The sequence below is a fragment of the Kitasatospora sp. NBC_00240 genome (genome assembly GCF_026342405.1).
GTDB lineage: Bacteria > Actinomycetota > Actinomycetes > Streptomycetales > Streptomycetaceae > Kitasatospora.
In genome coordinates this window covers 2,578,806-2,603,233 of record NZ_JAPEMU010000001.1, presented here as the reverse complement: position 1 = coordinate 2,603,233, position 24,428 = coordinate 2,578,806, and the positions used below count along the sequence as shown (strand labels likewise).

Below are 24,428 nucleotides of genomic sequence, written 5' to 3'. Positions count from 1 at the left end.
CTCACTGCTCCGCGCCGCCCCGGTGGTCGGCCTCGCCGGCCTTCCAGTAGCCCTTGGCCCGGACGCCTTCGCGCTCGAAGCCCCGCTCCCCGAGCAGGTGCCGGCGGATCCCGGTGACCGCCCCGGCCTCGCCGGCCACCCAGGCCGCGCCCCGGCCGGGCGGCAGGGCCGCGTCCCGGACGGACTCCAGCAGCAGCTCGCCCTTGCGGTGGCCGGTGCCGGCCCGGGGCAGCCAGTGCACGGCGGCGTCGGCGGCCGTCCGGCAGGGCAGGGTGTCCTGCGGGAGGCCGGTCTCCAGCAGGGCCAGCACCGGGAACCCGCGCGGCAGCGCGGCGAGCAGGGCGAGGGCGGCGGGCTGGGCGCTCTCGTCCGCGACGAGCAGCAGGTGGCCGGCGCCCTCCGGCGTGCGCAGCCGGCCGCGCGGCCCGGCGATCCGTACCGGCTCGCCGGGGCGCGCGGCGGCGGCCCAGCGGGCGAAGGGCCCCCGGCCGTGCAGGACGACGTCGAAGTCCGCCTCGCCCGGCCCGGGCCGGTGATGGCGGACGGTGTAGGCCCTGGACACCGGGGCGCCCGCCGGGTCGGCCACGGTGAGCTTGGCCCACTGGGTGGGCTGTTCGAAGGCGAGCGCGGGCAGGGTCGGCCCGGTCAGCGTGATCCGGACCATGGCGGAGGTCAGCGGGGTCACCGCCGTCACCACCGTGTCGTGGACGGGTCGGGGACGGGAGAAGGGCAGACGCATGGCGCCTCCTGGCTGGGGTCGGGGGTGGCCGGGCGGAGCCCGGGCGGGCCGGCTGCGGCGAGTGGGCCCGCGGGCACGCCGGGCCGCCGGCTCGCGGCCGGGGACGGGAAGCGGCCGGGGACGGGAAGGGGGGCACCGGCCCGTGACGGGCCGGGGGAGTTGCGGGTACGGGCGGTCCTGCCCGCGTACGGGCCCAGGTGCGTACCGGCGCGGTGGTGCGGGGCCGGTGGTGGCCCTGGGCCTCAGGCCGTACGGGCGCGCAGGGCCCGGTCGAGCTGCTGGTCCAGCTCGACGGGGTCGGCCGGGCCGCGGACCAGCAGGGCGCGGTAGTAGAGCGGCGCGAGCAGGGCGTCCAGCAGGGCGGCGGCTTCCTCGTCGCCCACGGCGGCCCGCGGGTCCAGCTCCGCCAGGCAGGTACGGACCCGCTCGGTGTCCCGGGCCCGCAGCTCGCGCAGGAAGCCGTCGTGCAGCAGCTCCGCCGTCCGGGCGTCGAGCTGGGCGTGGCCGACGAGGGCCTGCAGCACCCGGCCGGCCGGTGCCTCGGCCAGGAAGGCCGCGAACCGGTGCAGGTAGCCGCGCAGTTCGGCGACGGTGTACCCGGCGCCCTCGGCCGGCTCCGGCCAGGCCAGCGCCTCGCCGGCGTCCAGCACCAGGTTGTCGTACAGGATGTCGACCTTGGACTTCCACCAGCGGTAGATGGTCTGCTTGGCGACGCCGGCCCGGGCGGCGATGCCCTCGATGGTCAGGCCCTCGAAGCCGCGCTCCACCAGCAGGTCGTCGGTGGCGTTCAGGACGGCCAGGCGCGCGGCCTCGTTGCGGCGCGGCCCGCTGCTGGGCGGCTCGGCGGCGGGGCCGGACGGCCTGGTGGCGGCGATGGCGCTGGAGTCCTTCCGGGCGGCTGCGGGCAGGCCGTCGCGCCGGTGGCGGGGGCCGTGATCGGCGCCCATCCTCTCACGGTGCACCGGGCCGTCCGCCTGGCGCGCCCGGCCGCCGCCCGCCCGCAGGCGGCTCACCGGCCGGTCCGCCCGGCGCGCGGGAGCCCCACCGCGACACCGGCCGCGAGCAGGGCGACCAGCCCGCTGAAGATCACCCCGGCGGTGCGCAGCCCGGCCAGCTGGATCAGCACGCCGACCCCGATGACGGGCACCGAGAGCATCGAGTACAGGTTCGCGAAGAAGGTGGAGACCGCCTCGCCGCGGCGCTGGGGCGGGGTGCCGCCGTTGATCACGCCCAGGCCGTTGCCGACCGCGATGCCGGTGGCCAGGCCGTTCACGGCGGCGCCGGCCACCAGGGGTGCGGCGGACTCGGCGAGCAGGGCGGTGGCGATCAGCGCGGCGGCCAGCACCAGGCCGGCGCAGGCCACCGGCAGGGCCCGCGGCGGTGGCAGCGCCCGGGTGGCGAACTGGCCGAGGGCGGTGCAGGTGAAGGCGAGGAAGACGACCAGCCCGGTCAGCGCGTGGTTGGTGAGGTGCAGGAGGCCGCCCAGGAAGAGCCCGGTGACGGCGGTGAGGACGCCGAGCACGGCGAAGCCGGAGCCGGCGGTGAGCGCGGCCCGCAGGAAGGGGCCGCGGATCCCGGCCGGCACCCGCAGGGCCTGCAGCCGCAGGGTCGGGCGGGTGCGCTCGCGCACGCTCTCCGGTACCAGCACGAGGGCGGGCAGCGCGGCGGCCAGCAGGATCAGGGTGACCGTCCAGGGCAGCCGCAGCGGCGAGCCGGCCCACTGGGCGAGCACGCCGGAGATCAGGGTGCCGCAGGCCAGTCCGCCCATGTTGGCGCCGATCGCGACGCTCTGGGCCCGTGCCCGGCCCTGCGGCGGCGCCAGGTCGAGCAGGGCGGCGGTGGCGCTGCCGGTGATCAGCGCGGCGGAGAGCCCGGACAGCACCCGGGCGGCCAGGATCCAGGCCAGGCCGTCGGCCGCCAGGAAGAGGCCGGCGGCGGCCGCGGCGAGCAGCAGGGCGACGGCGATCACCGGGCGGCGGCCGATCTCGTCGGAGAGCCGGCCGAGGACGAGCAGGCCGACCACCACGCCCAGCGCGTAGACCGCGAAGATCACCGTGACCATCAGCGGGGAGAAGCCGAATTCCCGCTGGTAGAGCGGGTAGAGCGGGGTCGGCACGGTGGTGCCGGTCATGGTGGCCCAGAAGGCGTAGGCCAGGGCGGGCCGGGCCGCGGCGCCGGCGCGGAACCGCCCGCCGATGCGGTCACGCAGGCCGGGGCGGGCTCCCGGCGGGCTGTCGGTGGTGGTCATCGGGGCGACTCCTCAAGCTGGACGCAACGTTGCGTTGCGCCTGAAGCTAACACTGGACGCAACGTTGCGTCTACCCGTATGCCGCTCCGCCCGGCACCCTGCCGGACGCCGGCCGGACCGCACCCGCTCGCCCCGTCCAGCCTCGCGCCTACCGGCCGACGCCGCCGCCCGGATGTGCTCTGCTGGAGAGGTGGAGCCCCGCCGCACCCCGGGAGGAACGCCCGTGACGCACCGCCGCCGCATCCGACCGGCCCGCGCCGTCGCCCTGCTGGCCGCCGCGCTGCTGCCGGCTGCCACGGCCTGCACCGGGCTCAGCCCCGCCCCCGTCACCAACCCCGGTGCCACCGACGCCGTCCAGGTGCAAGCCACCGTCGCGCAGGACCTCGACACCCCCTGGGGCATCGCGCTGCTCCCCGGCGGCGACCTGCTGGTCGGCTCCCGGGACACCGGCCGGATCGCCCGGATCGCCGCCGCCGGCGGCGCGAAGACCGACCTCGGGGCCGTCCCCGGGGCGGCGGCCGGCGGCGAGGGCGGCCTGCTCGGCCTCGCCCTGTCCCCGGCCTACGCCACCGACCACCTGGTCTACGCGTACCTCACGACCGGCAGCGACAACCGCATCGTCCGCCTCCGCTACGACCCCGCCGGGCCGGCCGGCGCCCAACTCGGCTCCCCGCAGGCGATCCTGACCGGCATCCCCAAGGGCACCTACCACGACGGCGGCCGGATCGCCTTCGGCCCGGACGGCATGCTGTACGCGGGGGCCGGCGACAGTGGCCAGGGCGGCGCGATCGCCCAGGACACCGGCTCGCTCGGCGGCAAGATCCTCCGGATGACCCCCGACGGCGCCCCCGCCCCCGGCAATCCGTTCCCCGGGTCGGTCGTCTACTCCTACGGCCACCGCAACGTCCAAGGGCTCGCCTGGGACCCGCAAGGCCGGCTCTGGGCCTCGGAGTTCGGCCAGAACACCTGGGACGAGCTCAACCTGATCCGGCCCGGCGGCAACTACGGCTGGCCGGTCGTCGAGGGCACCGGCAACCGCGAGGGCTTCGTCGACCCGGTCGTCACCTGGCACACCGACGCGGCCTCCCCCAGCGGCATCGCCTACGCCGACGGCGCCATCTGGATGGCCGCCCTGCGCGGGGCCCGGCTCTGGCGCATCCCGCTGGCCGGCACCACCACCGCCGCGCCACCGCAGGAGTTCCTCAACGGCACCTACGGCCGGCTGCGCACCGTCCTCACCGACAAGGACGGCACCCTGCTGCTCAGCACCAGCAACACCGACGGGCGCGGCGACGTACGGCCCGGCGACGACCGCGTCCTGCGCCTGCGCCTGCAAGCCCCCTGACCTGCCCCGCCGCCGCCGGCCGCGCGATCCGGGGCCCGCCCGACCCGTTGTCAGTGCGCCCCGCTACGTTCCTCCCATCACACACCAGCAGCTGGGAGGAGCGCGGCCGTGGCATGGGTTCAAGCGGGGGCGGGCGGCTATGAAGTCGCGCTGGACGCCGAGGGGAAGGTGATCTGCCGCAACGCGGCCGGGCGCCTGTTGAAAGCCGTCCCTCCCAAGCTCGGTGACGATCCGGTCGTCACCGGACTGCGCCAGCTCACCGAGTGGCTCACCGCGCACCGGGCCGGCTGCCTGGCCGACGTGGAGCGCTGGATGGTCCGCTCGCTGCCGGTGCCCTCCGCCGTCGTCACCGCGGTCTGGGCCGACGAGGCCTGGCAGGAGGTGCTCCGCGACCTGGTGGTGACCGGCGCGGACGGCGAGGTTGCCGGGTTCCTGCGCGGCGCCGACCCCGAGCGCGGCCTCGGCCTGGTCGACCTGGACGGCGACACCGTCCGGCTGACCGCCGCCGAGATCCGCATCCCGCACCCCGTCCTGCTCGAAGACCTGGACGACCTGCGGGAGTTCGCCGTCGAACTCGGCGTCGACCAGCAGGTCCAGCAGCTCTACCGCGAGGTGTGGCACCGCCCGCCGGGCCAGGACCTCACCGCCACCTCCGTCGACACCTACGCCGGCGGACGCTACAAGGAGCTGCGCGAACTCCTCGGCTGCTGCGCGCGGCTGGGCTACCGGGTGCGCGGCGGCTGCGCCGTCGTCCCGGTGGTCGAGGCCGGCCGGCAGCTGGAGGCCCGGCTCTGGGTCGGCGACTACTACGAGTACGACGCCTGCGAGACCGGCTCGCTCAGCTGGACGGGCGCCGACGGCAAGATCCTGCCGGTCGGCGAGGTCGGGCCGGTGGCCTGGTCGGAGGGCATGCGGATGGCAGCCGGGCTGTACGCCGGGCGCACGATCGAAGGGGAGGGGACGGCATGAGCGCCGATCACAGCGGGACGACCGGGTACGAGGGACTGCTCGAAGCCGGGGCCGTGCTGCCCGCGGGCACCCTGGCGGGAGCCGGCCGGCCCGGCAGCGCCGCCGATGTCCTCACCGCCCGCAGCTACGCCCACCCCGTCCTCGGCGAACGGCGCGTGGTGCGCCTGGTGCCCGCGATGCTCGGCCCCGCCGAGGACCTCGCCGCCGACTTCCTCGGCCTCGCCCCGGCGGCCGCCCCGGTCGAGGTCGGCGAGGTCCGCCAGGAGGCGCTCGGCTTCCCCGCCTGGGCCCTCGTCCACGACCCGGCCAACGGCCACCACGCGCTCGCCCTGGTCAAGGAGATGGAGCGGCTCGCCCGGCAGGCCAAGTCCAAGCCCGGCAACGCCAAGGACGGCTTCGAGGCACTCGCCGTCCGGCTCGGCCGCGCGGTGCCGCAGTTCCTCCCGACCTACTGCGAGGAGGTCGGCCGGATCTTCCTGGAACAGGGCAACCAGACCTACGCCGGCACCTTCTTCGGCAAGGCCCGCGAGGCCGAGCGCACCCACGGCCTGGAGATCGACGAGGAGCGCCTGCGCGCCGTCTTCCTGGAGTTCGCGCTGGCCGGCGCCCTCACCGTCAAGGCCCTGCGCCAGTACGTCAAGGAGCTCGCCGGCCGGCTCGACCCCGGCACGGCCTGGCAGCGCTTCCGCCAGCTCTGCACCGAACGCTCCGCGGCCGGCATGGCCCCCTACGCCGGCGTCGCCGAGGACGCCCGCGCGCTGATCAGGGCCGCCGGCCTCGACCGCGCCGAGCACGAGCGGGCCCTGCTCGCCGAACTCCTCGCCTCACCCGCCGTCGACCGCGCCCCCGGCGCCTTCTGGAAGTCCTGGCACGGCGCGCTGATCGAGCTCGCCAAGCACGACGAGGCCGTCCGCGCCCGGCTGCTGGAGATCCTGCCCAACCCCTCCGGCTCCGACGACAAGGGCGACGGCGACCGCGCCTGGCTCGCCGTCCTCGCCGAGAGCGGCGCCGAACAACTGCTCACCGGCCCCCGCCCGGCCGGCGCCGAGCCCGCCGCCGCCTGGCTCCGGCGCTGGTCCGCCCACCTCGGCCGCGGCTGGCGCAGCCGCGACTCCTGCGCCGACACCGTCGCCCTGGCCGGCCGGATGGCCGAGCGCCTGCGCGCCGACGGCGTCCCGGTCGACCTGCTGGCCGACCGGCGCCGCCGCAGCACCACCGAACTCAACCTGCTGGACCTGCTGCTCGCCGAGCGCGTGCCCCTCGCCGACCCGCCCGAGGACCTGAACTTCGACCTGGGCGCCTGGGTGAGCTCCGGCGGCCCCGGCCGCCGCGACCTCGCCGCCGTCGCCGCCGACCCCCGGCTGCGCCCGGCCCTCAAGGCCGCCACCCCCGGCGTCTGGACCGGACGCACCGACACCGAGGCCGGCCGCGCCGTGGCGAGCGCGCCGGTGCTGCGCGAACTCTTCGTCGAATGGGCCGACGACCGCGCCGACGAACTCCTCGCCGCCCGCGGCCTGACCGGCGCCCAGGACCTGCTGCTCGCCCTGCGTCCGCACCAGGAGGCCCTGACGGCCGCCAACCCGGCCGCCGCCGAGCGGATCGCCGGCCTCGACGTCGCCGCCCTGCTCGGCCGCGCCCTGCGGACCGGCATCGCCGACGAACTCGGCTGGCCCGCCCTGGACGAGGGCCTGCGGCTGCTCGGCGTCGAGGAGAGCGCCACCCCCGGCGTCGGCAAGGGCAAGGCGGGCCTGGACGGCCTGCTGATCGACAACGCCTGGCCGCACCTGATCCTGGCCCGCGGCGACAAGGCCGTGGTGGTCGGCCCGCAGGGTGTCCTGCTGGAGCACGAACTGCGTGTCCCGGACAAGCTGGAGCGCTGGCAGCGTCCGCGCTTGCGTTACACCGACGGCGAGTTGCTGGTCGTCTGGTACCACGAGGGCAAGCAGCGCGCCTACTGGTCCAACCGGCCCGCCGAGGTCTTCCACCTCGAAGGCACCTGGATCTCCGGCTACTACCACGGCGGCAACGACATCGCGCCCGCCTCCGTCCCGCTGCCCGGCGGCGGCCGGGCGAGCGGCGGCCGCGCCCTGCACGCCGGCGACACCACCCTGCCCACCGAGGACCGGCTGCTCAGCGACGGCACCGGGTACTGGACCGCCCGGTGGGTCGCCGGCCGGACCGTCCTGACCGAGCACGACCCGGCCACCGGCGCCGCCGGCCGCGACTCGCTGCCGCCGCTGTTCGCCGCCACCGAGTCGGCCGGCGAACTGCACCCGGCGCACTCCCGGCTGCTCCCGCTGCAGCCCGGCCTGGAGGACACCCCGCTCGGCACCGACGGCACCGTCCTCGGCAGCTGGATCCGCACCACCGCCGAGCGGCTCACCGTCACCGGCCCGGACGGTCGCGCCGCCGTGCTGCCGAGCCGGGGCACCCGCCTCACCCGCCCCCCGGTCGGCCTGCTGCACCTGCCCGCCGAGGCCGAGGCACTGCTCGTCGAGGAGTCCGACGGCCTCTCGCTCAGCCTCCCCGACGGCGGTGCGACCCGCGCCGACCGGACCACCGAACTCAAGCCCGGCAAGCCCGGCGGCCTGGCCGCGGCCGGCACCGCGCTCGTCCCGCCGGCCGACCACTGGCACGCGCTGCGCCCGCGCGACGAGCGGTCCTCCAAGGCCCTGCGTCAGGTCACCGACGCCCAGGCCGCCGAACTCGTCGACGCGGCCTGGCCGGTGAACCTCGAACCGGTGGCCGAGAAGGACCGGCGCTGGCTCACCGTGCAGGGCGTACGGCGCCCGCTCGCCACCGAGAAGCAGGCCCGGTCACGGGTGCCGCTGACGGCGGTCGCCGCCGTCCTGCCCGAGATCGGCCACCCGCTGCTGGCGGCCGGCGTGGCCGGCCTCGCCCGGATCGCCACCGACACCCTGGAGCGGGCCGCCCGCTTCGTCCCGCAGCCCGAGGCCGAGGCCCGCCGCGAGCCCGGCGCCCGGCCTGCCGCCGAGGCCTACCGCCCGGAGCACGGCCGCGACCACGAACTGCGCGAGGCCCTCGGGGCCGTCCGGCCCGGCGTCAGCGGCTTCGGCAACTCCTGGAAGGGCGACGGCACCTGGCACGCCCTGGGCAACCTGCGGACGGTCGCGGCCCTGCTCGCCGCAGGCGCCCCGGCCGCCCCCGGGCAGCCGGCACCCTCCTGGACCACCGACCCCGAGCGGCTGCGGCTGCTCGGCGACAGCTCCTTCTACGGCTGGGTCCAGCTGCTCGGCCGGACCGGCCCGCTCGCCCTCGCGGCGGCCGGCCCGGCGGCCACCCCGGAGCACCGCGCCTCGCTCGCCCTGCTGATCACCGAACTCAACAGCGGCGGCCTCGCCGACCGGGGCGCCACCCTGCGCGAGGTCACCCTCAGCGAGGCCCTCGACCCGGCCCGCAAGCGGGACGGGCACCACAAGCGGGTCGGCCAGGTGCTGCGCCACGGCGACCGCACCGTCGTCGTCCTCGCCTGTTACCGCCAGACCGACGAACAGGTGCACTGGCTGGCCCTGGACCACGACCCGGCCGGCGAGTTCGGGCCGGTCGACCGGTTCGGCATCCACCACGAGCGCCGCTTCGAGGAGCCGCTCCCCGCCGCCTGGACGGCCCGCTTCACCGCCCTGCTGCGCGAGCACGGCGGCTACCCCTGGCAGCCCGGCCCGGCCGCCGCCTTCGGCGAGGCCACCGGCATCGGCGCCAGCCGCGCCACCCTGCTGCTCAGCGCCCCGCCCGGCCTCTTCCAGTGGTACGGCAGCTTCCTGGACGCCGCCCTGCTCAAGCAGTTCGGCCTCCGGTCCACCGAGGCGGCCGCCGCCCGCAGCTGGCTCCGCTCGGTCGCCGGCGACGACCTGCACGCGGTCTGGACGGCGCTGCTGCCCGCCGACCCCGCCCGGCTCTGGAGCGAAGGCCCCGACACCGCCGCCGGAGCGCAGGAGTGGCTGCGCCGGATCGGACGCCTCGTCACCCTGCCCGCCGCCGCCCAGTCCACCGTCAGCGGCACCACCATCCAGGCCGTCGAGGCGATGCTCAACCCCGGGCGGACCGCCTGGCTCGCCCGCACCACCCGCCAGCGGCTGCGCACCGTCGAGAACAGCACCGAGACGCAGCTCACCGCCGACGACCCGAGTGCCGTCCCCGGCCGCAACGAGATCTCCGGCGCGGTCGAGGCGCTGCGCTGGCTCGCCTACCACCTGCCGTACGGCGACGAGCTGCGCCCGCACCTGCCGCTCGCCCTGGCCGCCCTGCGCAGCCGGCTCGCCGACCCGGGCCTGCTGCTCGACTACGACCTGACGCACACCGTCAAGGGCGAGCCGCTCGCCCCCGTGCTGCGGGCCCACGCCGGGCTCCCCGAGCAGGGCGGGGCCGGCGCCGACGGGCTGGTCGCCTGCGGGGAGGCCCTGGTGCTGGCCCCGGGCCGGGCCGTCGAGACGGCCTACCTCCGGCCCTCCGGGATCGGCGGCGTGGACGACCCGGTGTTCGACCTGATCGGCGGCCTCGCCGTCGGCTACTGGTTCCAGACCGAGGGCCCGGCCCTGCGGGCGGTGCTGGGCGAGGAGCTGCGCCGGCTGGTCGAGGACGGCGCCGGCGCGGCGGCCGGCTGGGCCCAGGACCCGCAGCTCAGCGTGCCCGAGCTGGTCACCGAGGCGGCCGAGGCGTTCGGCCTGAGGCAGGACGCCGCCGTGCTCTACCTCCAGCTGCTGGCCCTGCCCGACCCCACCGACCGCAACGTGGCCCGCTGGACGGGCTGGAAGCCCGCCCGGCTGAAGAAGGCCCGCGCCGAACTCGCCGCCACCGACCTGGTGCTGGAGGCCCAGCGGGCCCGGGCCGGCCGCCGCCTCTTCCTGCCCGGCGGCTGGCAGGAGGCCCGCACCCCCGGGCTGCCGGTCGAGACCTGGAAGTCCGGCCTCTACGAGCTGCCGCACGGCCACGCGGTGCTGCCGCACCACCCCGTCCCCGAGCTGTTCGCCCGCGCCTGGCAGCGCGTCCGCGACGGGGACACCCCCGGATACGAAGAACTCCGCACCAGCAAGCGCAAGAAGGGCCGCCGATGAGCACCGCCGTCACCGACACCGACCCCGGCACGGGCACCGCCCCCGCCCCCGCCGCCGTCGCCGCCGACCGCCAGGTCATCCCGCCGGAGGAGAGGTACGCCGCCGAGCTGGAGTTCCTCGCCGCCCACGACGGCGGCCCCCGCCCGCCCGGCTGGCGGCTCACCCCGCGCGCGGTCGTCACCTTCGTGCTGGGCAGCGACGGCGAGAAGCTGAAGGCCGGTCGGCGCGGACTGGTGATCGAGCAGAAGTTCGTCGGCGACCGCGCGCTGGTCGAACGCTGCGTGGTCACGCTGGCCGGCGAGCGCGGCCTGCTGCTGGTCGGCGAGCCCGGCACCGCCAAGTCGATGCTCTCCGAACTGCTCGCCGCCGCCGTCTGCGGCACCAGCGCGCTGACCGTCCAGGGCACCGCCGGCACCACCGAGGACCAGCTCAAGTACGGCTGGAACTACGCCCTGCTGCTGGCCAAGGGCCCCAGCCGGGACGCCCTGGTGCCGTCCCCCGTGCTCACCGCGATGACGGCCGGCGCGGTCGCCCGGGTCGAGGAGGTCACCCGCTGCCTGCCCGAGGTGCAGGATGCGCTGGTCTCCCTGCTGTCCGAGCGCCGGATCGCGGTGCCCGAGCTGGCCGGCACCCCGGACGGCCAGCTGCACGCCGCCGCCGGGTTCACCCTGATCGCCACCGCCAACCTGCGGGACAAGGGCGTCTCGGAGATGTCCGCAGCCCTCAAGCGCCGGTTCAACTTCGAGACGGTCGGCCCGATCGGCAGCCTCGCCGCCGAGGTCGAGCTGGTCCGCCGGCGCTCCACCGCCGCCGTCGCCCGGGCCGGCGCCGCCTACGCCGTGGACGACACGGTGCTGGAGGCCCTGGTCACCGCCTTCCGCGACCTGCGCACCGGCCGCTCCACCGAGGGCTGGGACGTCGAGCGGCCGTCGACGGTGATGAGCACCGCCGAGGCCGTCTCGGTGGCCACCGCCCTCGGCGTCTCGGCCGCCTACCTGCCCGGCACCGGCGACCTGCTCGGCCGGCTGCCCGGTCAGCTGATCGGCGTGGTCCGCAAGGACGACCCGGCCGACGCCGCCCGGTTGCTCGGCTACTGGGACGGCCCGGTCCGCCGCCGGGCCGAGCAGGGCGCCGCCACCTGGCGCACCCTGTGGGACCTGCGCTCGGCCCTGGAGGACTGAACACGATGAGCACGGCAGCAACCGGCACCCCCGCCGGCCCGGTCACCGCCGGGTCGGCGGGCGACGCCCGGCACACCGTCGAGACCCAGGCGGCCCGGCTGGCCTCCTCCGGCGTCGACCGCCCCGGCCCCTACCTGATCGGCGTACGGCACCACGCGCCGTCGGTCGCCGCCGTGGTGCCCGCCCTGCTGGACGCGGCGCGGCCGGACGTCGTGCTGGTCGAGCTGCCGAGCGAGTTCCAGCCCTGGCTGGCCTGGCTGGCCGACGAGGGGACGCGGGCCCCCGTCGCGCTGGCCGCCGCCCCGGCGGCCGGCGGGGAGGACGGCGCCGGGCCGGCCTTCTACCCGTTCGCCGACTTCTCCCCGGAGCTGGCCGCCCTGCGCTGGGCCGCCCGCAACGGGGTCGAGGCCGTCGCCTGCGACCTGCCCCTCGGCCACCGCGAGGAGCACCGCCGTCAGGGCCGGCCGGCCGGCGGCCCCGGGGTGGCCGACGCCCTGCGCGCCCGGCTCACCGGCCGTCCCGACGAGGACCTGTGGGACCGCCTGGTGGAGACCGCCGCGCCGGGCTCCACCCCCGAGGCGGTCCGCCGGGCCGCCCTGCTGGTCGGCTGGGCCCTGCGCCGGGACGCCGAGGGCGACGGCCGGGCGCCTGGCCCCGGCGTCGACCCGTACGACCTGCGGCGCGAGGCGTGGATGCGGGAGCGGATCGCCGAGGCGGCCACCGGCGGGCGCCGGGTCGCGGCCGTGATCGGCGCCTTCCACGCGCCCGCGCTGCTCGACGCGTACCAGCCTGCGGACGGGACGGAGCAGCCCGGGACGGAACCGGCCGCGACCGGACCGGCCGGGCCGGGGGAGAGCGGCCGCGCCGAGTCCCCCGACGCCGGGCACGTCGTCTCGCTGATCCCGTACACCTACCCGCTGCTCGACGCCCGGTCCGGCTACCCGGCCGGCATCCGCGACCCCGAGTGGCAGCACGCCGTGCTCGACGCCGGCGGCGACCCGGCCCGGCTGGCGGACGCCCTCACCCTGGCCGCCGTCCGGATCTGCGAGGCGCTGCGCGGCCAGGACCACCCCGCCGGGCCCGCCGACGGCCGGGAGATCGTCCGCCTCGCCGGGGACCTCGCCCGGCTGCGCGGCCTGCCCGGCCCCGGCCGGGGCGAACTCGTCGAGGCCGTCCAGACCGTCCTGGCCCAGGGCGAACCGCTGGGCCGGGGCCGCGCCGTCGCCGCCGCCCTGGAGCGGGTCCTGGTCGGCACCCGCACCGGCCGCCCCACCCCGGGCGCGCCGCGCAGCGGCCTGGCCCCCGCCGTCGAGGCCCTGCTCGCCGAACTCGGCCTGCCCGGGCCGGCCGACAGCGCGGACGCCCCCGCCGGGGCCCGGGCCACCTCCCCGAGAGCCGCCGTCGCCCGGCCGAGCGACGGGACGGGCCCGCGCGAACTGCGGCTCGACCCGCTGCGCTCCGCCCTCGACCGCCGCCGCGAACTGCTGCTGCGCCGGCTGGAGGCCTGCGGCGTCCCGTACGCCGAGAGCGTCGCGACCGCCGGGGCCGGCGGGACGGAGGCACTCGGCACCCGCTGGCGGGTCCACTGGACCCCGGCCGTCGCCGCGATGCTGACCGTCGCCGGGATGCGGGGCGTCACCCCGGCCCAGGCCGCCGAGGGCGCCCTGCGCGAGCGGCTCCGCCGGGAGGCCGAGGGCGACGGGACGACCGCCCGGCAGGCCGTCCAGGGCCTCGCCGACGCGGCCGCCTGCGGGCTGCCCGCACTGGCCGACAGCCGGCTCGCCCAGCTCGCCGAACTGCTCCCCGCCACCGGCACCCTGCCCGAACTCCTGGAGGCGCTCGCCCTGCTGGACCGGCTGGCCGCCGGGCACATCGCCGGGCTGGAGCCGGCCGACGAGCGCACCCGGGCCGTCGCCGAGGTGGCCGAACTGCTGACCGTCGCCGCCGTCCGGCAGCTGGAGGGCCTGGGCGGCTCCGACGACCCGGCCGACGCCCGGGCCCTGCTCGAACTGGCCCGCCGGGCCGACGAGTCCGGCGGTGTCCGGCTCGCCCACACGATCGCCGGGCTGGCCACCGACGGCACCCCGCTGATCAGGGGCGCCGCCGGGGCCGTCCAGGTCCTGCTCGGGCAGCGGACGCCCGCCGCCTTCGGCGACCGGGCGGCCTCCTGGGTGGACGGCGCCACCGACGCCGACTCCCGGCGCACCCTGGCCCGGGCGCTCACCGGCCTGCTCAGCGCCGCCGAGGGGCTGCTCAACACCGCCCCCGGTGTCCTCGACCCCCTGCTGGAGCGCGTCACCGCCCTCCCGGACACGGCCTTCCTGGACCGGCTGCCCGCCCTGCGCGGCGGCTTCGACACCCTCAGCCCGGCGGCCCGTGACCGGCTGCTCGCCCTGGTCGAGGAACGCCTCGGCGAACGTGTCGACGCCCTGCCCGACACCCTCGACCCGGCGCTGCTCGCCGCCTGGACCAGAGCCGACCTCGCGGCCCGCCGGGCCCTGCAGGCCCGGGGCCTGTTCACCACGACGGCTCCCGGCGCCGCCGGTCCCGGCGTGAGCGAGGACGGGGGCAGCACGGCCCCGGCCGCGCCGCCCGGACCCGGGGACGCCACGCCGCCGTTGACCGTCCCCGCCACCGCCCCCGTCACCACCCCCGTCCCGTCCACCGCCCGTCCCGGCTCCGCCGACCTGGCGCCGGCCGACCGTTGGCGGCTGCTGCTCGGCCGCCCCGGCAGCCGGGGCCTGAGTGGCCGCTCCGCCCGCCTCGCCACCGCCCTCGACGAGCTCTACGGCACCGGCCGGGGCGAAGGCTCCGGCCCGGACGCCGCACCGGGCCGGAGCGGCGGGCGGGACGCCCCCTACCCGGGGGTGCGCGAGTGGTCCGAGGACCTGGCCGCCCTGTTCGGGCCCGGCATCCGCGAGGAGGTGCTGGCCGCCGCCGTCGAGCACGGCCGCACCGACGCCCTGGCCGCCATCGACCCCGACGCGGTCCGGCCCTCCGTCGACCTGCTGCGCACCGTCCTGGACCACGCCGGCGGCCTGCCCGAGGCCCGGCTCGCCGCCCTGCGCCCGCTGGTCCGGCGACTGGTGGAGGAGCTGACCCGCGAGCTGGCGACCACCCTGCGCCCCGCCCTGACCGGGATCAGCGTGCCGCGCCCGAGCAGCCGCCCCGGCGGCGGCCTCGACCTGAACCGCACCATCCGTGCCAACCTCGCCACCGCCCGCCCCGGGCCGGACGGCGGCACGCTGATCGTCCCCGACCGGCCGGTGTTCCGGACCAAGGCCCGGAAGGCCTCCGACTGGCGGCTGATCCTGGTGGTCGACGTCTCCGGCTCGATGGAGGCGTCCACCGTCTGGGCCGCCCTGACCGCTTCGATCCTGGCCGGTGTGCCCTCGCTGAGCACCCACTTCGTGGCCTTCTCGACCGAGATCGTCGACCTGACCGAACGGGTGGACGACCCGCTCGGCCTGCTGCTGGAGGTCCGGGTCGGCGGTGGCACGCACATCGCGGCGGGCCTGCGGTACGCGCAGAGCCTCGTCACCGTGCCCTCGCGCACGCTGGTCGCGGTGATCAGCGACTTCGAGGAGGGCTACCCCCTGGGCGGCCTGCTGGCGCGCACCCGCGCCCTGGTCGGCGCCGGCTGCCACCTGCTGGGCTGCGCCGCGCTGGACGACGCCGGGCGCGCCCGGTACTCGAAGGCGGTGGCCGGGCAACTGGTCGCCGCCGGCATGCCCGTGGCGGCGCTCAGCCCGCTGGAACTGGCCCGTTGGGTGGGGGAGAAGATCCGATGAGTCCGAACACCGACGAGAACACCGCGGGCCGGGACGCGACGGCCCTGCCGTCGGTCCGGCCGGAGGTGGTCGCCGAGGTGGTGGCCGCCCTGTCACCCCGGCTGCAGAAACGCCTCGACGGCGCGGCCGCGAAGCTCGCCGGCCGTCCGGTGAGCAGGGAGGGGGACGACTGGCGGATCGACGTCGACGAGGACGTCCGCCTCGTCCTGCACGCCCCCGGCGGCATCATCCGTACGGCGGCGGACGTCCGCTGCGGCTGCCTGCTGGCCCCCGCCTGCCTGCACCGCGCGGCGGCGGTCACGGCGGCCCCGCTCGCCGACCCCGGTGCGGAGGAGGCCGAGACCTCGGCGGCCGGAGCGCCCGGCACCCGGCCCGGCACCCCGGAGTCCGGGGCGGAGGAGTCCGGGGCCGAGGAGTCCGGGGCCGAGGCCGACGAAACACCTGCCGGCGGCCCGGAGGCCGCCACCGAGTCCCCTGCCACCGAGCCCCCGGCCACCGAGCGTCCTGCCGCTGACCGGTCGGCCGTCGTACCCACGGCCGCGCCCCTCACCCCCGCCGAGTCCACCGCCGCCGAGCGGCTGCGCGCCTCCGCCGCGGCCGCGCTGGCCGCCGGGGTGAGCGGTGCGGGCGGGGTGCTCCAGGCGGAGCTGCTGCGGGCCGCCCACCAGGCCCGGCTGAGCGGCCTGCACCGGCCCGCCGCCGCGGCCGTCGCGGTGGCGACCCGGCTGCGCGCCGCCCGGACGGGCGAACCGGACCACCGGCTCGCGGAGCTGGCCGCGGCCCTGCGCGAACTGCTGGACCTGGCCACCACCCTCAGCGCCCCGACCGCCGCCGATCTCGCCCCCGCCGTCCTGGCCGGGCTGCGCGGCACGGCCCGCCAGGCGTACCAGGAGGCCGGCGGCCTGCGCCTGTACGGTCTGTTCGCCGAACCCGTGCTGACGGCCACCCACGCGGGTGTGCTCAGCTGGGCGGTGGACGCGTCCGGGCGGCTCAGCACCGTCGCGGAGATCACCCCGCACCCGGACGCGGCCACCGCCGCTCCCCAGGCCCTGGCCGCCGGCGGCCGCGCCGTACGGCTGGGTGACACCATGCTCAGCCACCGCGAGTTCACCCGGGCCGGCCTCTCCGTGCAGGGCGCCACCCGCTCGGCCTCGGGCCGGCTCGGGGCCGGGGCGAAGGTCCGCGCGGTCCGGGCCGCCGGGGCGGCCTGGACGGCCGAGCCGCTCGCCCGGCTCTGGGCCGAGCCGGTCGACGGGCAGATCGCCCGCGCGCTGGCCTGGGCCGCCCTGCCCTACGACAGCCGGCCGGCCGGCGGCGATCTGCTCTTCCTGGACGTCACGCTGGCCGGCACCACCACCCATGGGGACGCGGCCGCCCCCCAGGTGCTGGCCCGCTGCCAGGGGCTGACGGTGGCCCTGCGTCCGGCGCACGACCACCCCGGCCTCGCCCATCGCGCCAACCTCGCCCTGCTGGCCGGCCACCCGGGCCTGCGGCTGCGGGTGATCGGGCGACTGGAACGGGCCGCCCGCCCGGAGCTGCGGCTGCTCGCGGTGGGCCCGGCGGCCCCGGAGCACCAGCCCGGCGGGGAGGCCCGGTCCGAGGTCGAGGGCGGCGTCGAGGCCGAGGGCGGGGGCGCGACGCTCGCGCTCGCCGCCGACCGCGCGGGCCGGGTCAACCTGGGCCTGGAGCGCCTGCAGCGCGCCGACCTCCCGCCCGGGGCGGACCTTTCCACCGGGCCCGCCGCCGACCCGGCTCGGGACACCCTCCCGGATCCCGTCCAGGTCGTCCCCGGTCCGGCCGGCACCGGGTCCGCCTCGGTCGAGGCTCCCGTGCACCTGTTGACCCGCCGGGTCGAGCAGGCCGTCACCGGCGGCCGCCGCGCCCTCGGGCTGGCCGGCCCGGGCGCCGCCCGGGAATCCGCCGCCGCGGACGGGCGCCACCTGCGCGCGGCCGGGCTGGCCACGGCGGCCCTGCTGCTGGACGGCCTGCGGGAGAGCGCCACCGACCAGCCGCGGGACGTCTTCGGGCGGATCGTCGGCGACGACCACCGCGCGTTCACGGCCGCCTGGCTGGCGGCCTCCTGCTACGGGGAGGAGCTGGCCACCGCCCTGTGCGCGGCGGCCTGGTCGCGGCCGGACGATTGCTGAGCGGGACCCCCACCGCGCCCCCGCCCCGACCCCCGCCCCCGGCACCCTCCGGCCGGGCCGCGGGCGGGCAGCCCCCTGACCGGGGCCCGCCCGCCCGCCGCCCGGCTGTCCCCCCGCGCCCCGAGGCCGCCCCCGCCCGTGCCCCGCGCGTCCCGCCGCCGGCCCGGCGGCACCCCGCCCGTCCCGCCCGTCCGTGCGTCACGGGATCAGGACGAGCTTGCCCGTGACCGCCCGTCCGGCGCTGATCCGGTGTGCCTGCCCGGCCTCGGCCAGCGGCAGGGTCAGGCCCACGTGGACCCGCAGCGCCCCGGCCTCGACCAGGTCGCGCAGACCCGCCAGGTCCTCCGCGGACTGGTGCACGACGACCGGCTCGAACCGCACGCCCAGCTCCCGCGCCTCCTCCGGGGTCAGCCCCGGGTCGTGGTCGATGGCGCTGACGATCAGCCCGCCCGGCCGCAGCACCGCCACCGAGCGCCGCGCGTTCTCGCCGCCGACCAGGTCGAACACCACGTCCACCGGGTCGACCGCGTCGGCGAAGTCGGCCAGGGTGTAGTCGATCAGCTCGTCCGCCCCCAGCTTCTTCAGGATGGTGTGCTTCTCCGCCCGGGCCGTCCCGATGACGTACGCGCCGCGCGCCTTGGCGACCTGGACGGCGAGGTGGCCGACGCCGCCGGAGGCCGCGTGGATCAGCACCCGCTGCCCCGGCCGGAGTCCGGCGATCCGGACCAGCGCCTGGTAGGCGGTCAGCCCGGAGAGCGAGAGCGCGCCGGCCTCGATCACCGGCAGCGCCGCGGGTCGGTGCGCGAACTGTTCGGCGGGGGCGGCGACGTACTCGGCGTAGGCGTTGCCGGCCTGGGGGAAGCGCGGCATCCCGAACACCTCGTCACCGGCGGCGAAGCCGGTGACGCCCTCCCCGACGACTTCGACGCTGCCGGCGACGTCCCAGCCGAGCGAGAAGGGTGGCTCGCCCAGCAGCGGGAAGTACCCGGCCCGGACGGCCAGGTCGACCGGGTTGACGCCCGCCGCGTGCACCTTGACCAGGATCTCGCCCGGGCCGGCCACCGGGCGTGCGGTGCTGACCGCCTCCAGCACCTCGGGGCCGCCGAGGGTCTGCTGGGCGATGGCGTTCATCTGCGGGGCGGCGGGCAGGTTGTGCGTGCTGACCGACATGGGAGGACCTCTTCCAGAGATGGGGACCGGCTGGTGAGCACCATCCTGGTCGAGTCGGTATCCCTTGTGAAGAAGGCACCTTGACGGTATATAGGTACCTCATGGATACCATCTCTGAACTGGCCGGACAGCGAACTGCCGATGTCTACCTGCGCGAATGCGCGTCACGCTCGGTACTCCAGCTGCTCGCCAACAAGTGGACCTTCCTGGTCCTCGGTGCGCTGGCCGACGGTCCGCGGCGCTTCGGTGTCCTGCTGCGGCGCGCGGACGGCATCACCCAGAAGAGCCTGACCCAGACCTTGCGCGGACTGGAGCGCGACGGTCTGGTCTCCCGCACGGTCTACCCGACCATCCCGCCTCGGGTCGAGTACGAGCTGACCGGCCTCGGCCGCAGCGTCGGCGGCCTGATCGGCCAGATCAACGTCTGGGCCGAGGCGAACCTGTCGTCGGTGGTCGCGGCCCGCGAGGAGTACGACGAGCAGGCCGCGGAGGAGCCCCGCCCGGTCACCCGCTGACCGTACGCCAGGCCTGCGCCCGCCGCCTGCCGCCCGCCGACCGCCCGCCCGCCCGCCCGCCCGCCGCCCGCCGCCCGCCGCCCGCCCGCCGTCAGGCCGACCGTACGGTCAGGCCGCGCAGTTCGGCGAGCGCGGCGTCCTCGGTCATCGGCCGGGGCGCCGCCTTCATCAGCAGGGCGGAGACCGGGTCGAACACGCCCGAGATCCCGTGCTCCAGCGCCAGCCGGGAGTACCGGACGGCGTCCAGCACGTTGCCGGCCGCGCTCGGCGAGTCGTCCACGGTCATCCGCAGTTCGATCTCCAGTGGCGTGCCGCCGAAGGCCGAGCCCTCCAGCCGGATGAAGGCGACCTTGCGGTCCTCCAAGAAGGGGATGTACTCCGCCCCGACGTGCACGGCGGCGGCCGGGAGCGCCCCGCCCTCCGCCCCGCCGGCCATGCCCTGCGCCTTGGTGGCCTGCTTGCTGCGCAGCCGCTCCGGGTCCTGCATGTTGAGGAAGTCCATGTTGCCGCCGTTGTTGAGCTGGTAGGTGCTCCGCAGCAGCACCCCGTTGCGGGCCAGCGTGTCCAGCAGCGCGTGGTGCACCAGGGTCGACCCGAACTGGCTCTTCAGGTCGTCGCCGACCAGGGGCAGGCCGGCCTCCCGGAAGCGCTCGGCCCACCGCGGGGAGCGGGCCACCGCCGAGGGCATGCAGTTCACGAAGGCGCAGCCGGCCAGCAGCGCCGCCTCCGCGTACAGCTCGGTGGCCTGCGGGCTGCCCACCGGCAGGAAGTTGACCAGCACCGCCGTCCCGGTGGCGCGCAGCCGCTCCGCGACCTCCTCGACGCCCGCCGAGCCCCGGGCGTCGATCCGGCCGGCCGTGGTGTGCCCCACGCCGTCGCCCAGGAACCCCTCGGTGACCGGCACGCCGAGCGGAGGCACGTCGGCGAAGCGGCGCGCGTTGTTCGGCGCGGCCCAGATCGCCTCGGAGAGATCACGGCCGATCTTTTCGGAGTTGACGTCGAAGGCCGAGGTGAAGCGCACGTCGGCGACGGAGTACCCGGCGCAGACCGGGTTCGGCAGCCCGGCCGGGTCCGCGCCCTCGGCGCCGTAGAACGCGACCCCCTGCACCAGCGAGGAGGCGCAGTTCCCGACCCCGACGATGCCCACGTTCACAGTGCCCACTGGTGCCCCCGTACGTCGCTCCGGCCGCCCGGTCGGCCGCCGGCAAGATCATTGGAAGCTACCCGGCCGTCTGTCAGGTTCGCGTAAGAAGTGCCTTCCGGTCGCCGCAGCCCCTTGTTGCAACCGCCGGCCGGCCGCAACCGCCGGCCGGCCGCAACCGCCGGTCGCTGCCGCCGGCCCGGCCCGATCGGGTGAACGGCGGCGACCGGACCCGGCGGTCCGCCCGGCAGCCGTCCGGGCAGGTGGTAGGGATGGGCCGGAGGAAGACCACCGTCCCCTGGAGCGGCCCGGCATGCAGTGGTTCGCGGCGCCCGAGTACTGGCTGGGCAGGCTGCTCGCCCAGCGGATGGTGGCCGCCGTCTACCTGCTGGGTTTCCTGGCCGCCGCCCGGCAGTTCCGGGCCCTGATCGGCGAGCACGGCATGCTGCCGGTGCCGCGCTTCCTCGCCCGGGTCCCGTTCCGGCAGGCCCCGAGCCTGTTCCAGCTGCACTACTCGGACCGGCTGTTCGCCGCCGTCGCCTGGACGGGCTGCGCGCTCTCCGCCGCCGTGCTGGCCGGCCTGGCGGACCTGGTGCCGCTCTGGGCCTCGCCGCTGATCTGGGCGGCACTCTGGGCCGGCTACCTGTCGATCGTCAACGTCGGACAGACCTGGTACTCCTTCGGCTGGGAGTCGCTGCTGCTGGAAGCGGGCTTCCTGACGGCTTTCCTCGGCAACGACGAGGTCGCGCCGCCGGTGCTGACGCTCTGGCTGCTGCGCTGGCTGGTGTTCCGGGTCGAGTTCGGCGCCGGGCTGATCAAACTGCGGGGCGACAGTTGCTGGCGCGACCTGACCTGCCTGCGCTACCACCACGAGACCCAGCCGATGCCCGGCCCGCTGAGCTGGTTCTTCCACCACCTGCCCGACCCGCTGCACCGGGTGGAGGTGGCCGCCAACCACGTCACCCAGCTGCTGGTGCCGCTCTGCCTCTTCCTGCCGCAGCCGGTCGCGAGCCTGGCGGCCGGCGTCATCGTCGTCACCCAGCTCTGGCTGGTGGCCTCCGGGAACTTCGCCTGGCTGAACTGGCTGACCATCGCCCTCGCGCTGTCCGCCCTCGACGCCACCCGGCTCGACGGCCTGCTCCCGCTGCCCGCACCGCCTGCGTACGACCCGGCGCCCGGCTGGTTCGAGGGCCTGGTGATCGCGACGGCCGTCGTGGTCGCCGTGCTCAGCTACTGGCCGGCCCGCAACCTGCTCTCGCGCCGCCAGGTGATGAACCGGTCCTTCAACCGGATCCACCTCGTCAACACCTACGGAGCCTTCGGCAGCGTCAACCGGATCCGCCAGGAGGTGACCGTGGAGGGCACCGACGACCCCGAGATCACCCGGCACACCGTCTGGAAGGAGTACCAGTTCCGGGGCAAACCGGGCGATGTCCGGCGGCTGCCCCGCCAGTTCGCGCCCTACCACCTGCGCCTGGACTGGCTGATGTGGTTCGCCGGCATCTCACCCGAGTACGCCCGGCCCTGGTTCCTGCCGTTCGTGGCCAGACTGCTCGAGAACGACCCGGACACCCTCCGGCTGCTGCGCGTCAACCCGTTCCCCGCCGCGCCACCCACCCATGTGCGGGCCGTCCTGCACCGCTACCGGTTCACCGACCGGCACGAACTACGGGCCACCGGAGCCTGGTGGCACCGGACCGCCCTCCACGAGTACCTCGAACCAATCGACCGGGAAACCCTCCGCCGGGCCGGCCACGGACTCGCCCCCGCCCGCCCCGCCACCCGCCGGCGCGCGCTGCGCACCGTACCGCTCGCTCCGCCCGGCCACCGCCGTCGCGAGCGGCGGACGCCCCCGGCGCCCCGACCACCGGACCAGGACCCGGCCGCGGGCGGTGACCGGTGACCGGGGCCCGCGTCGGCCCGGCCGGGGAAACGACAAAGGGGCCGGTAGAGGGGTCTCTCGCGCCACACCGGTCCGTCGGACGGTGGGTGCGTGCAAGCCTCGAACGGGCACCCGTATTCTGGGCGTCCACACCGGATGCCTGCCGCGGCCAACGCCCGACCCGCCGCAGCCGCGCACCGCCGGTGGCCTTCTCCGCCAGTCCCCGCCGTAGACGCCCTGCCAGGAACCGGACTTCACATGACAGTGCTTCACTCGCGCAACGCCGACGCAGCCGACGTATCGGACCTGGACGAGGCCCCAGCCCAGGACGGCAGCACCGAAACCGACCTCAGGGCGGACCTCGGCAAGTACGCCGAGCTGGGCGCCTTCACCCTCAGTGCCGACACCCACGCCTGGTACGAGGCCGTCGACACCGTCGCCACCCCGGAGGACGCCCGCGCCGCCTCCACCGTCCTCGCCGAACTCCGCGGCCACGACCTGCAGCAGACCTGGCAGTCGGTCACCCGACTCGCCGGGGACGCCGGCCTGGAGGAGCCCGGCACCGTCGCCAAGGCCGCCCTCCTGGTCGAGCTGCTCCAGCGCGTCCACCGCACCTCCACCACACTGGACGGTGCCGTCTACGACACCGACCTCGACGCGCTCGCCGCCGCCACCGCCGGCGGCGCCTGGCGCAAGGAGCGCGGGGTCAAGATCTCCTGGCTCCGCGCCCGGGCCCTGCGCAAGCAGGCCCAGACCCTGGCCACCGGCCGGCTGCGCCGCGAGGAACTGCACGACGCCCTGGCCGCCGCCGAGGTCGAGCGCCGCGCCTGGGCCGTCTTCGCCACCGAGGGCGCCCGCCCGGTGGCGCCGGCCGACGGTGAACTCGTCGACGCCACGGCGCAGGCCTTCGAGGCCGTCAACGCCGGGCTCGCCGGGCTCGCCCGCCTGCTGCCGGCCCGCGACCTGGACGCCCTGACCTTCGAGGAGCTCACCGAGCTGGTCGAGCGCCTCGCCGACGACGAGGGCACCCTCTACCGCCTGCCCACCATCCGTGGCCTGCGCATCACCCTGGAGGAGAACGGCCTCGCCGAGCTGCTCACGGAGCTGACCGCGGCCCGCGCCGACCGGCGCGCCGCCGAAGCCGCCTACCAGCGCCACACCGGTGGGGCCGACGCCGCCCGGCAGGCTCTGGCCGGCGGCCAGCGTGACGGCCAGGCCGAGGCCGAGATCCAGGAGGTCGAGGCCGAGGTCGAGGCCGCTGTCGTGCCCGAGGTGGAGACGGAGGCCGTGATCACCATCCCGGCGCCCGCCACCGAGGACGCGGCTCTGGCCGTGGCGGTGGTCGAGCCGGAGGTTGAGGCCGAGGTCGAGGCTGAGGTCGAGGTGGAGGCTGCCGAGGCTGAGACCGAGACCGAGACCGAGACCGAGGCAGCTGAGGCTGAGGCTGAGGTCGTCGAGGCCGCCGTAGTTGCGGTTGAAGCCGATGCCGTCGAGCCCGAGGCGGCCGAGGTGGCCGACACTGAGGTCGCTGAGGCCGAGGTCGCCGCCGAGGCGCACGTCGACGCGACGCCGGAGGTTCGGGAGCCCGAGGCCGAGGCCGTCGAGCCCGAGGTTGCGCCCGTCGCCCCGGCGGTGGACCCTGCCCCGGTCGCTGAGGTCGCTGAGGTCGCTGAGGTCGCTGAGGTCGCTGAGGTCGCTGAGGTCGCTGAGGTCGCTGAGGTCGCTGAGGTCGCTGAGGTCGCTGAGGTCGCTGAGGTCGCTGAGGTCGCTGAGGTCGCTGAGGTCGCTGAGGTCGCTGAGGTCGCTGAGGTCGCTGAGGTCGCTGAGGTCGCTGAGGTCGCTGAGGTCGCTGAGGTCGCTGAGGTCGCTGAGGTCGCTGAGGTCGCTGAGGTCGCTGAGGTCGCTGAGACCGACGAGGTCGCTGAGACCGACGAGACCGACGAGACCGACGAGCCGGCCAAGGTCGTTCGTGCGCGCCGTCCGAAGAAGCCGGACTTCACGCCGGGCAAGCCCGTCACGGCCTACTCGGCCGCCGAGCTGCTCGCCGTGGTCCGGTGGATCGACGGCGACGCCGTCGAGCGCAGCGACGAGGAGCTGCTGCGTGCGGCGATGAAGGAGTTCGGCTTCGCGCGCCTCGGTCCCCGGATCAAGGAGGCCCTGGGCACCGCGGTGTCCGAGGCCCGTAGCTGAACCCCGGCGCCACCGAGGTACCCGTAGCAGCCGAGAGC

At 76.8% G+C, this 24,428-nt stretch carries 14 protein-coding genes; 9 read left to right on the top strand and 5 right to left on the bottom strand.

Features of this window, described 5'->3' with window-relative positions; translation table 11 throughout:
* Position 1: 1 nt before the first annotated feature.
* From OG689_RS11250 to OG689_RS11240, 3 genes are all read right to left on the bottom strand, one after another.
* Positions 2–739, bottom strand: coding sequence for a siderophore-interacting protein (locus OG689_RS11250; RefSeq protein WP_266319824.1), 738 nt, complete (start codon positions 737–739; stop codon positions 2–4).
* Between the two features lie 242 nt (positions 740–981).
* Positions 982–1,686 carry a TetR/AcrR family transcriptional regulator gene (locus tag OG689_RS11245; RefSeq protein WP_266319822.1) on the bottom strand — a complete coding sequence of 235 codons (705 nt, stop codon included), beginning with the start codon at positions 1,684–1,686 and terminating at the stop codon, positions 982–984.
* A gap of 62 nt (positions 1,687–1,748) precedes the next feature.
* The gene (locus OG689_RS11240; RefSeq protein ID WP_266319821.1) at positions 1,749–2,987 is read right to left on the bottom strand and encodes an MFS transporter; all 1,239 of its coding nucleotides are present in this window, start codon (positions 2,985–2,987) and stop codon (positions 1,749–1,751) included.
* A gap of 223 nt (positions 2,988–3,210) precedes the next feature.
* Here OG689_RS11240 and OG689_RS11235 point away from each other — a divergent pair, with 223 nt between their 5' ends.
* The 6 genes from OG689_RS11235 (at position 3,211) to OG689_RS11210 (ending at position 17,492) form a co-directional block, all read left to right on the top strand.
* Positions 3,211–4,332: a PQQ-dependent sugar dehydrogenase gene (locus tag OG689_RS11235; RefSeq protein WP_266319819.1), complete on the top strand. Its 1,122-nt coding sequence runs from the start codon at positions 3,211–3,213 to the stop codon at positions 4,330–4,332.
* A gap of 108 nt (positions 4,333–4,440) precedes the next feature.
* Positions 4,441–5,301 carry a DUF4132 domain-containing protein gene (locus tag OG689_RS11230; protein ID WP_266319818.1) on the top strand — a complete coding sequence of 287 codons (861 nt, stop codon included), beginning with the start codon at positions 4,441–4,443 and terminating at the stop codon, positions 5,299–5,301.
* Positions 5,298–10,373, top strand: a complete 5,076-nt coding sequence (locus OG689_RS11225) for a hypothetical protein (protein ID WP_266319816.1) — start codon at positions 5,298–5,300, stop codon at positions 10,371–10,373. Before OG689_RS11230 ends, OG689_RS11225 begins: the two co-directional genes overlap by 4 nt.
* Complete coding sequence (locus tag OG689_RS11220; protein WP_266319814.1) at positions 10,370–11,554, top strand: AAA family ATPase; 1,185 nt, start codon at positions 10,370–10,372, stop codon at positions 11,552–11,554. Before OG689_RS11225 ends, OG689_RS11220 begins: the two co-directional genes overlap by 4 nt.
* A gap of 5 nt (positions 11,555–11,559) precedes the next feature.
* A complete protein-coding gene (locus tag OG689_RS11215; protein WP_266319812.1) occupies positions 11,560–15,345 on the top strand; it encodes a DUF5682 family protein in 3,786 nt (1,261 codons plus the stop codon).
* On the top strand, positions 15,342–17,492 hold the full coding sequence (locus OG689_RS11210; RefSeq protein ID WP_266319810.1) for a hypothetical protein: 2,151 nt from the start codon (positions 15,342–15,344) through the stop codon (positions 17,490–17,492). The genes OG689_RS11215 and OG689_RS11210 overlap by 4 nt, the downstream gene beginning before the upstream one ends.
* Before the next feature lie 198 nt (positions 17,493–17,690).
* Here the strand turns inward: OG689_RS11210 and OG689_RS11205 are convergent, their stop codons facing one another.
* On the bottom strand, positions 17,691–18,662 hold the full coding sequence (locus OG689_RS11205) for an NADP-dependent oxidoreductase (RefSeq protein WP_266319808.1): 972 nt from the start codon (positions 18,660–18,662) through the stop codon (positions 17,691–17,693).
* Between the two features lie 101 nt (positions 18,663–18,763).
* On the opposite strand from OG689_RS11205, the gene OG689_RS11200 reads away from it, so the two are divergent.
* On the top strand, positions 18,764–19,177 hold the full coding sequence (locus tag OG689_RS11200) for a helix-turn-helix domain-containing protein (RefSeq protein WP_266319807.1): 414 nt from the start codon (positions 18,764–18,766) through the stop codon (positions 19,175–19,177).
* Positions 19,178–19,268: 91 nt separating this feature from the next.
* On the opposite strand, the gene OG689_RS11195 is transcribed toward OG689_RS11200, so the two are convergent.
* Positions 19,269–20,339 (bottom strand): inositol-3-phosphate synthase, encoded by a 1,071-nt coding sequence (locus OG689_RS11195; protein ID WP_266319806.1) that lies wholly within the window; start codon positions 20,337–20,339, stop codon positions 19,269–19,271.
* A 292-nt stretch (positions 20,340–20,631) separates the two neighbouring features.
* On the opposite strand from OG689_RS11195, the gene OG689_RS11190 reads away from it, so the two are divergent.
* Together OG689_RS11190 and OG689_RS11185 are read left to right on the top strand one after the other, a co-directional pair.
* A complete protein-coding gene (locus OG689_RS11190) occupies positions 20,632–22,221 on the top strand; it encodes a lipase maturation factor family protein (RefSeq protein ID WP_266319804.1) in 1,590 nt (529 codons plus the stop codon).
* 237 nt (positions 22,222–22,458) lie between these two features.
* On the top strand, positions 22,459–24,390 hold the full coding sequence (locus OG689_RS11185) for a hypothetical protein (RefSeq protein WP_266319802.1): 1,932 nt from the start codon (positions 22,459–22,461) through the stop codon (positions 24,388–24,390).
* The last annotated feature ends 38 nt before the right edge of the window (positions 24,391–24,428 follow it).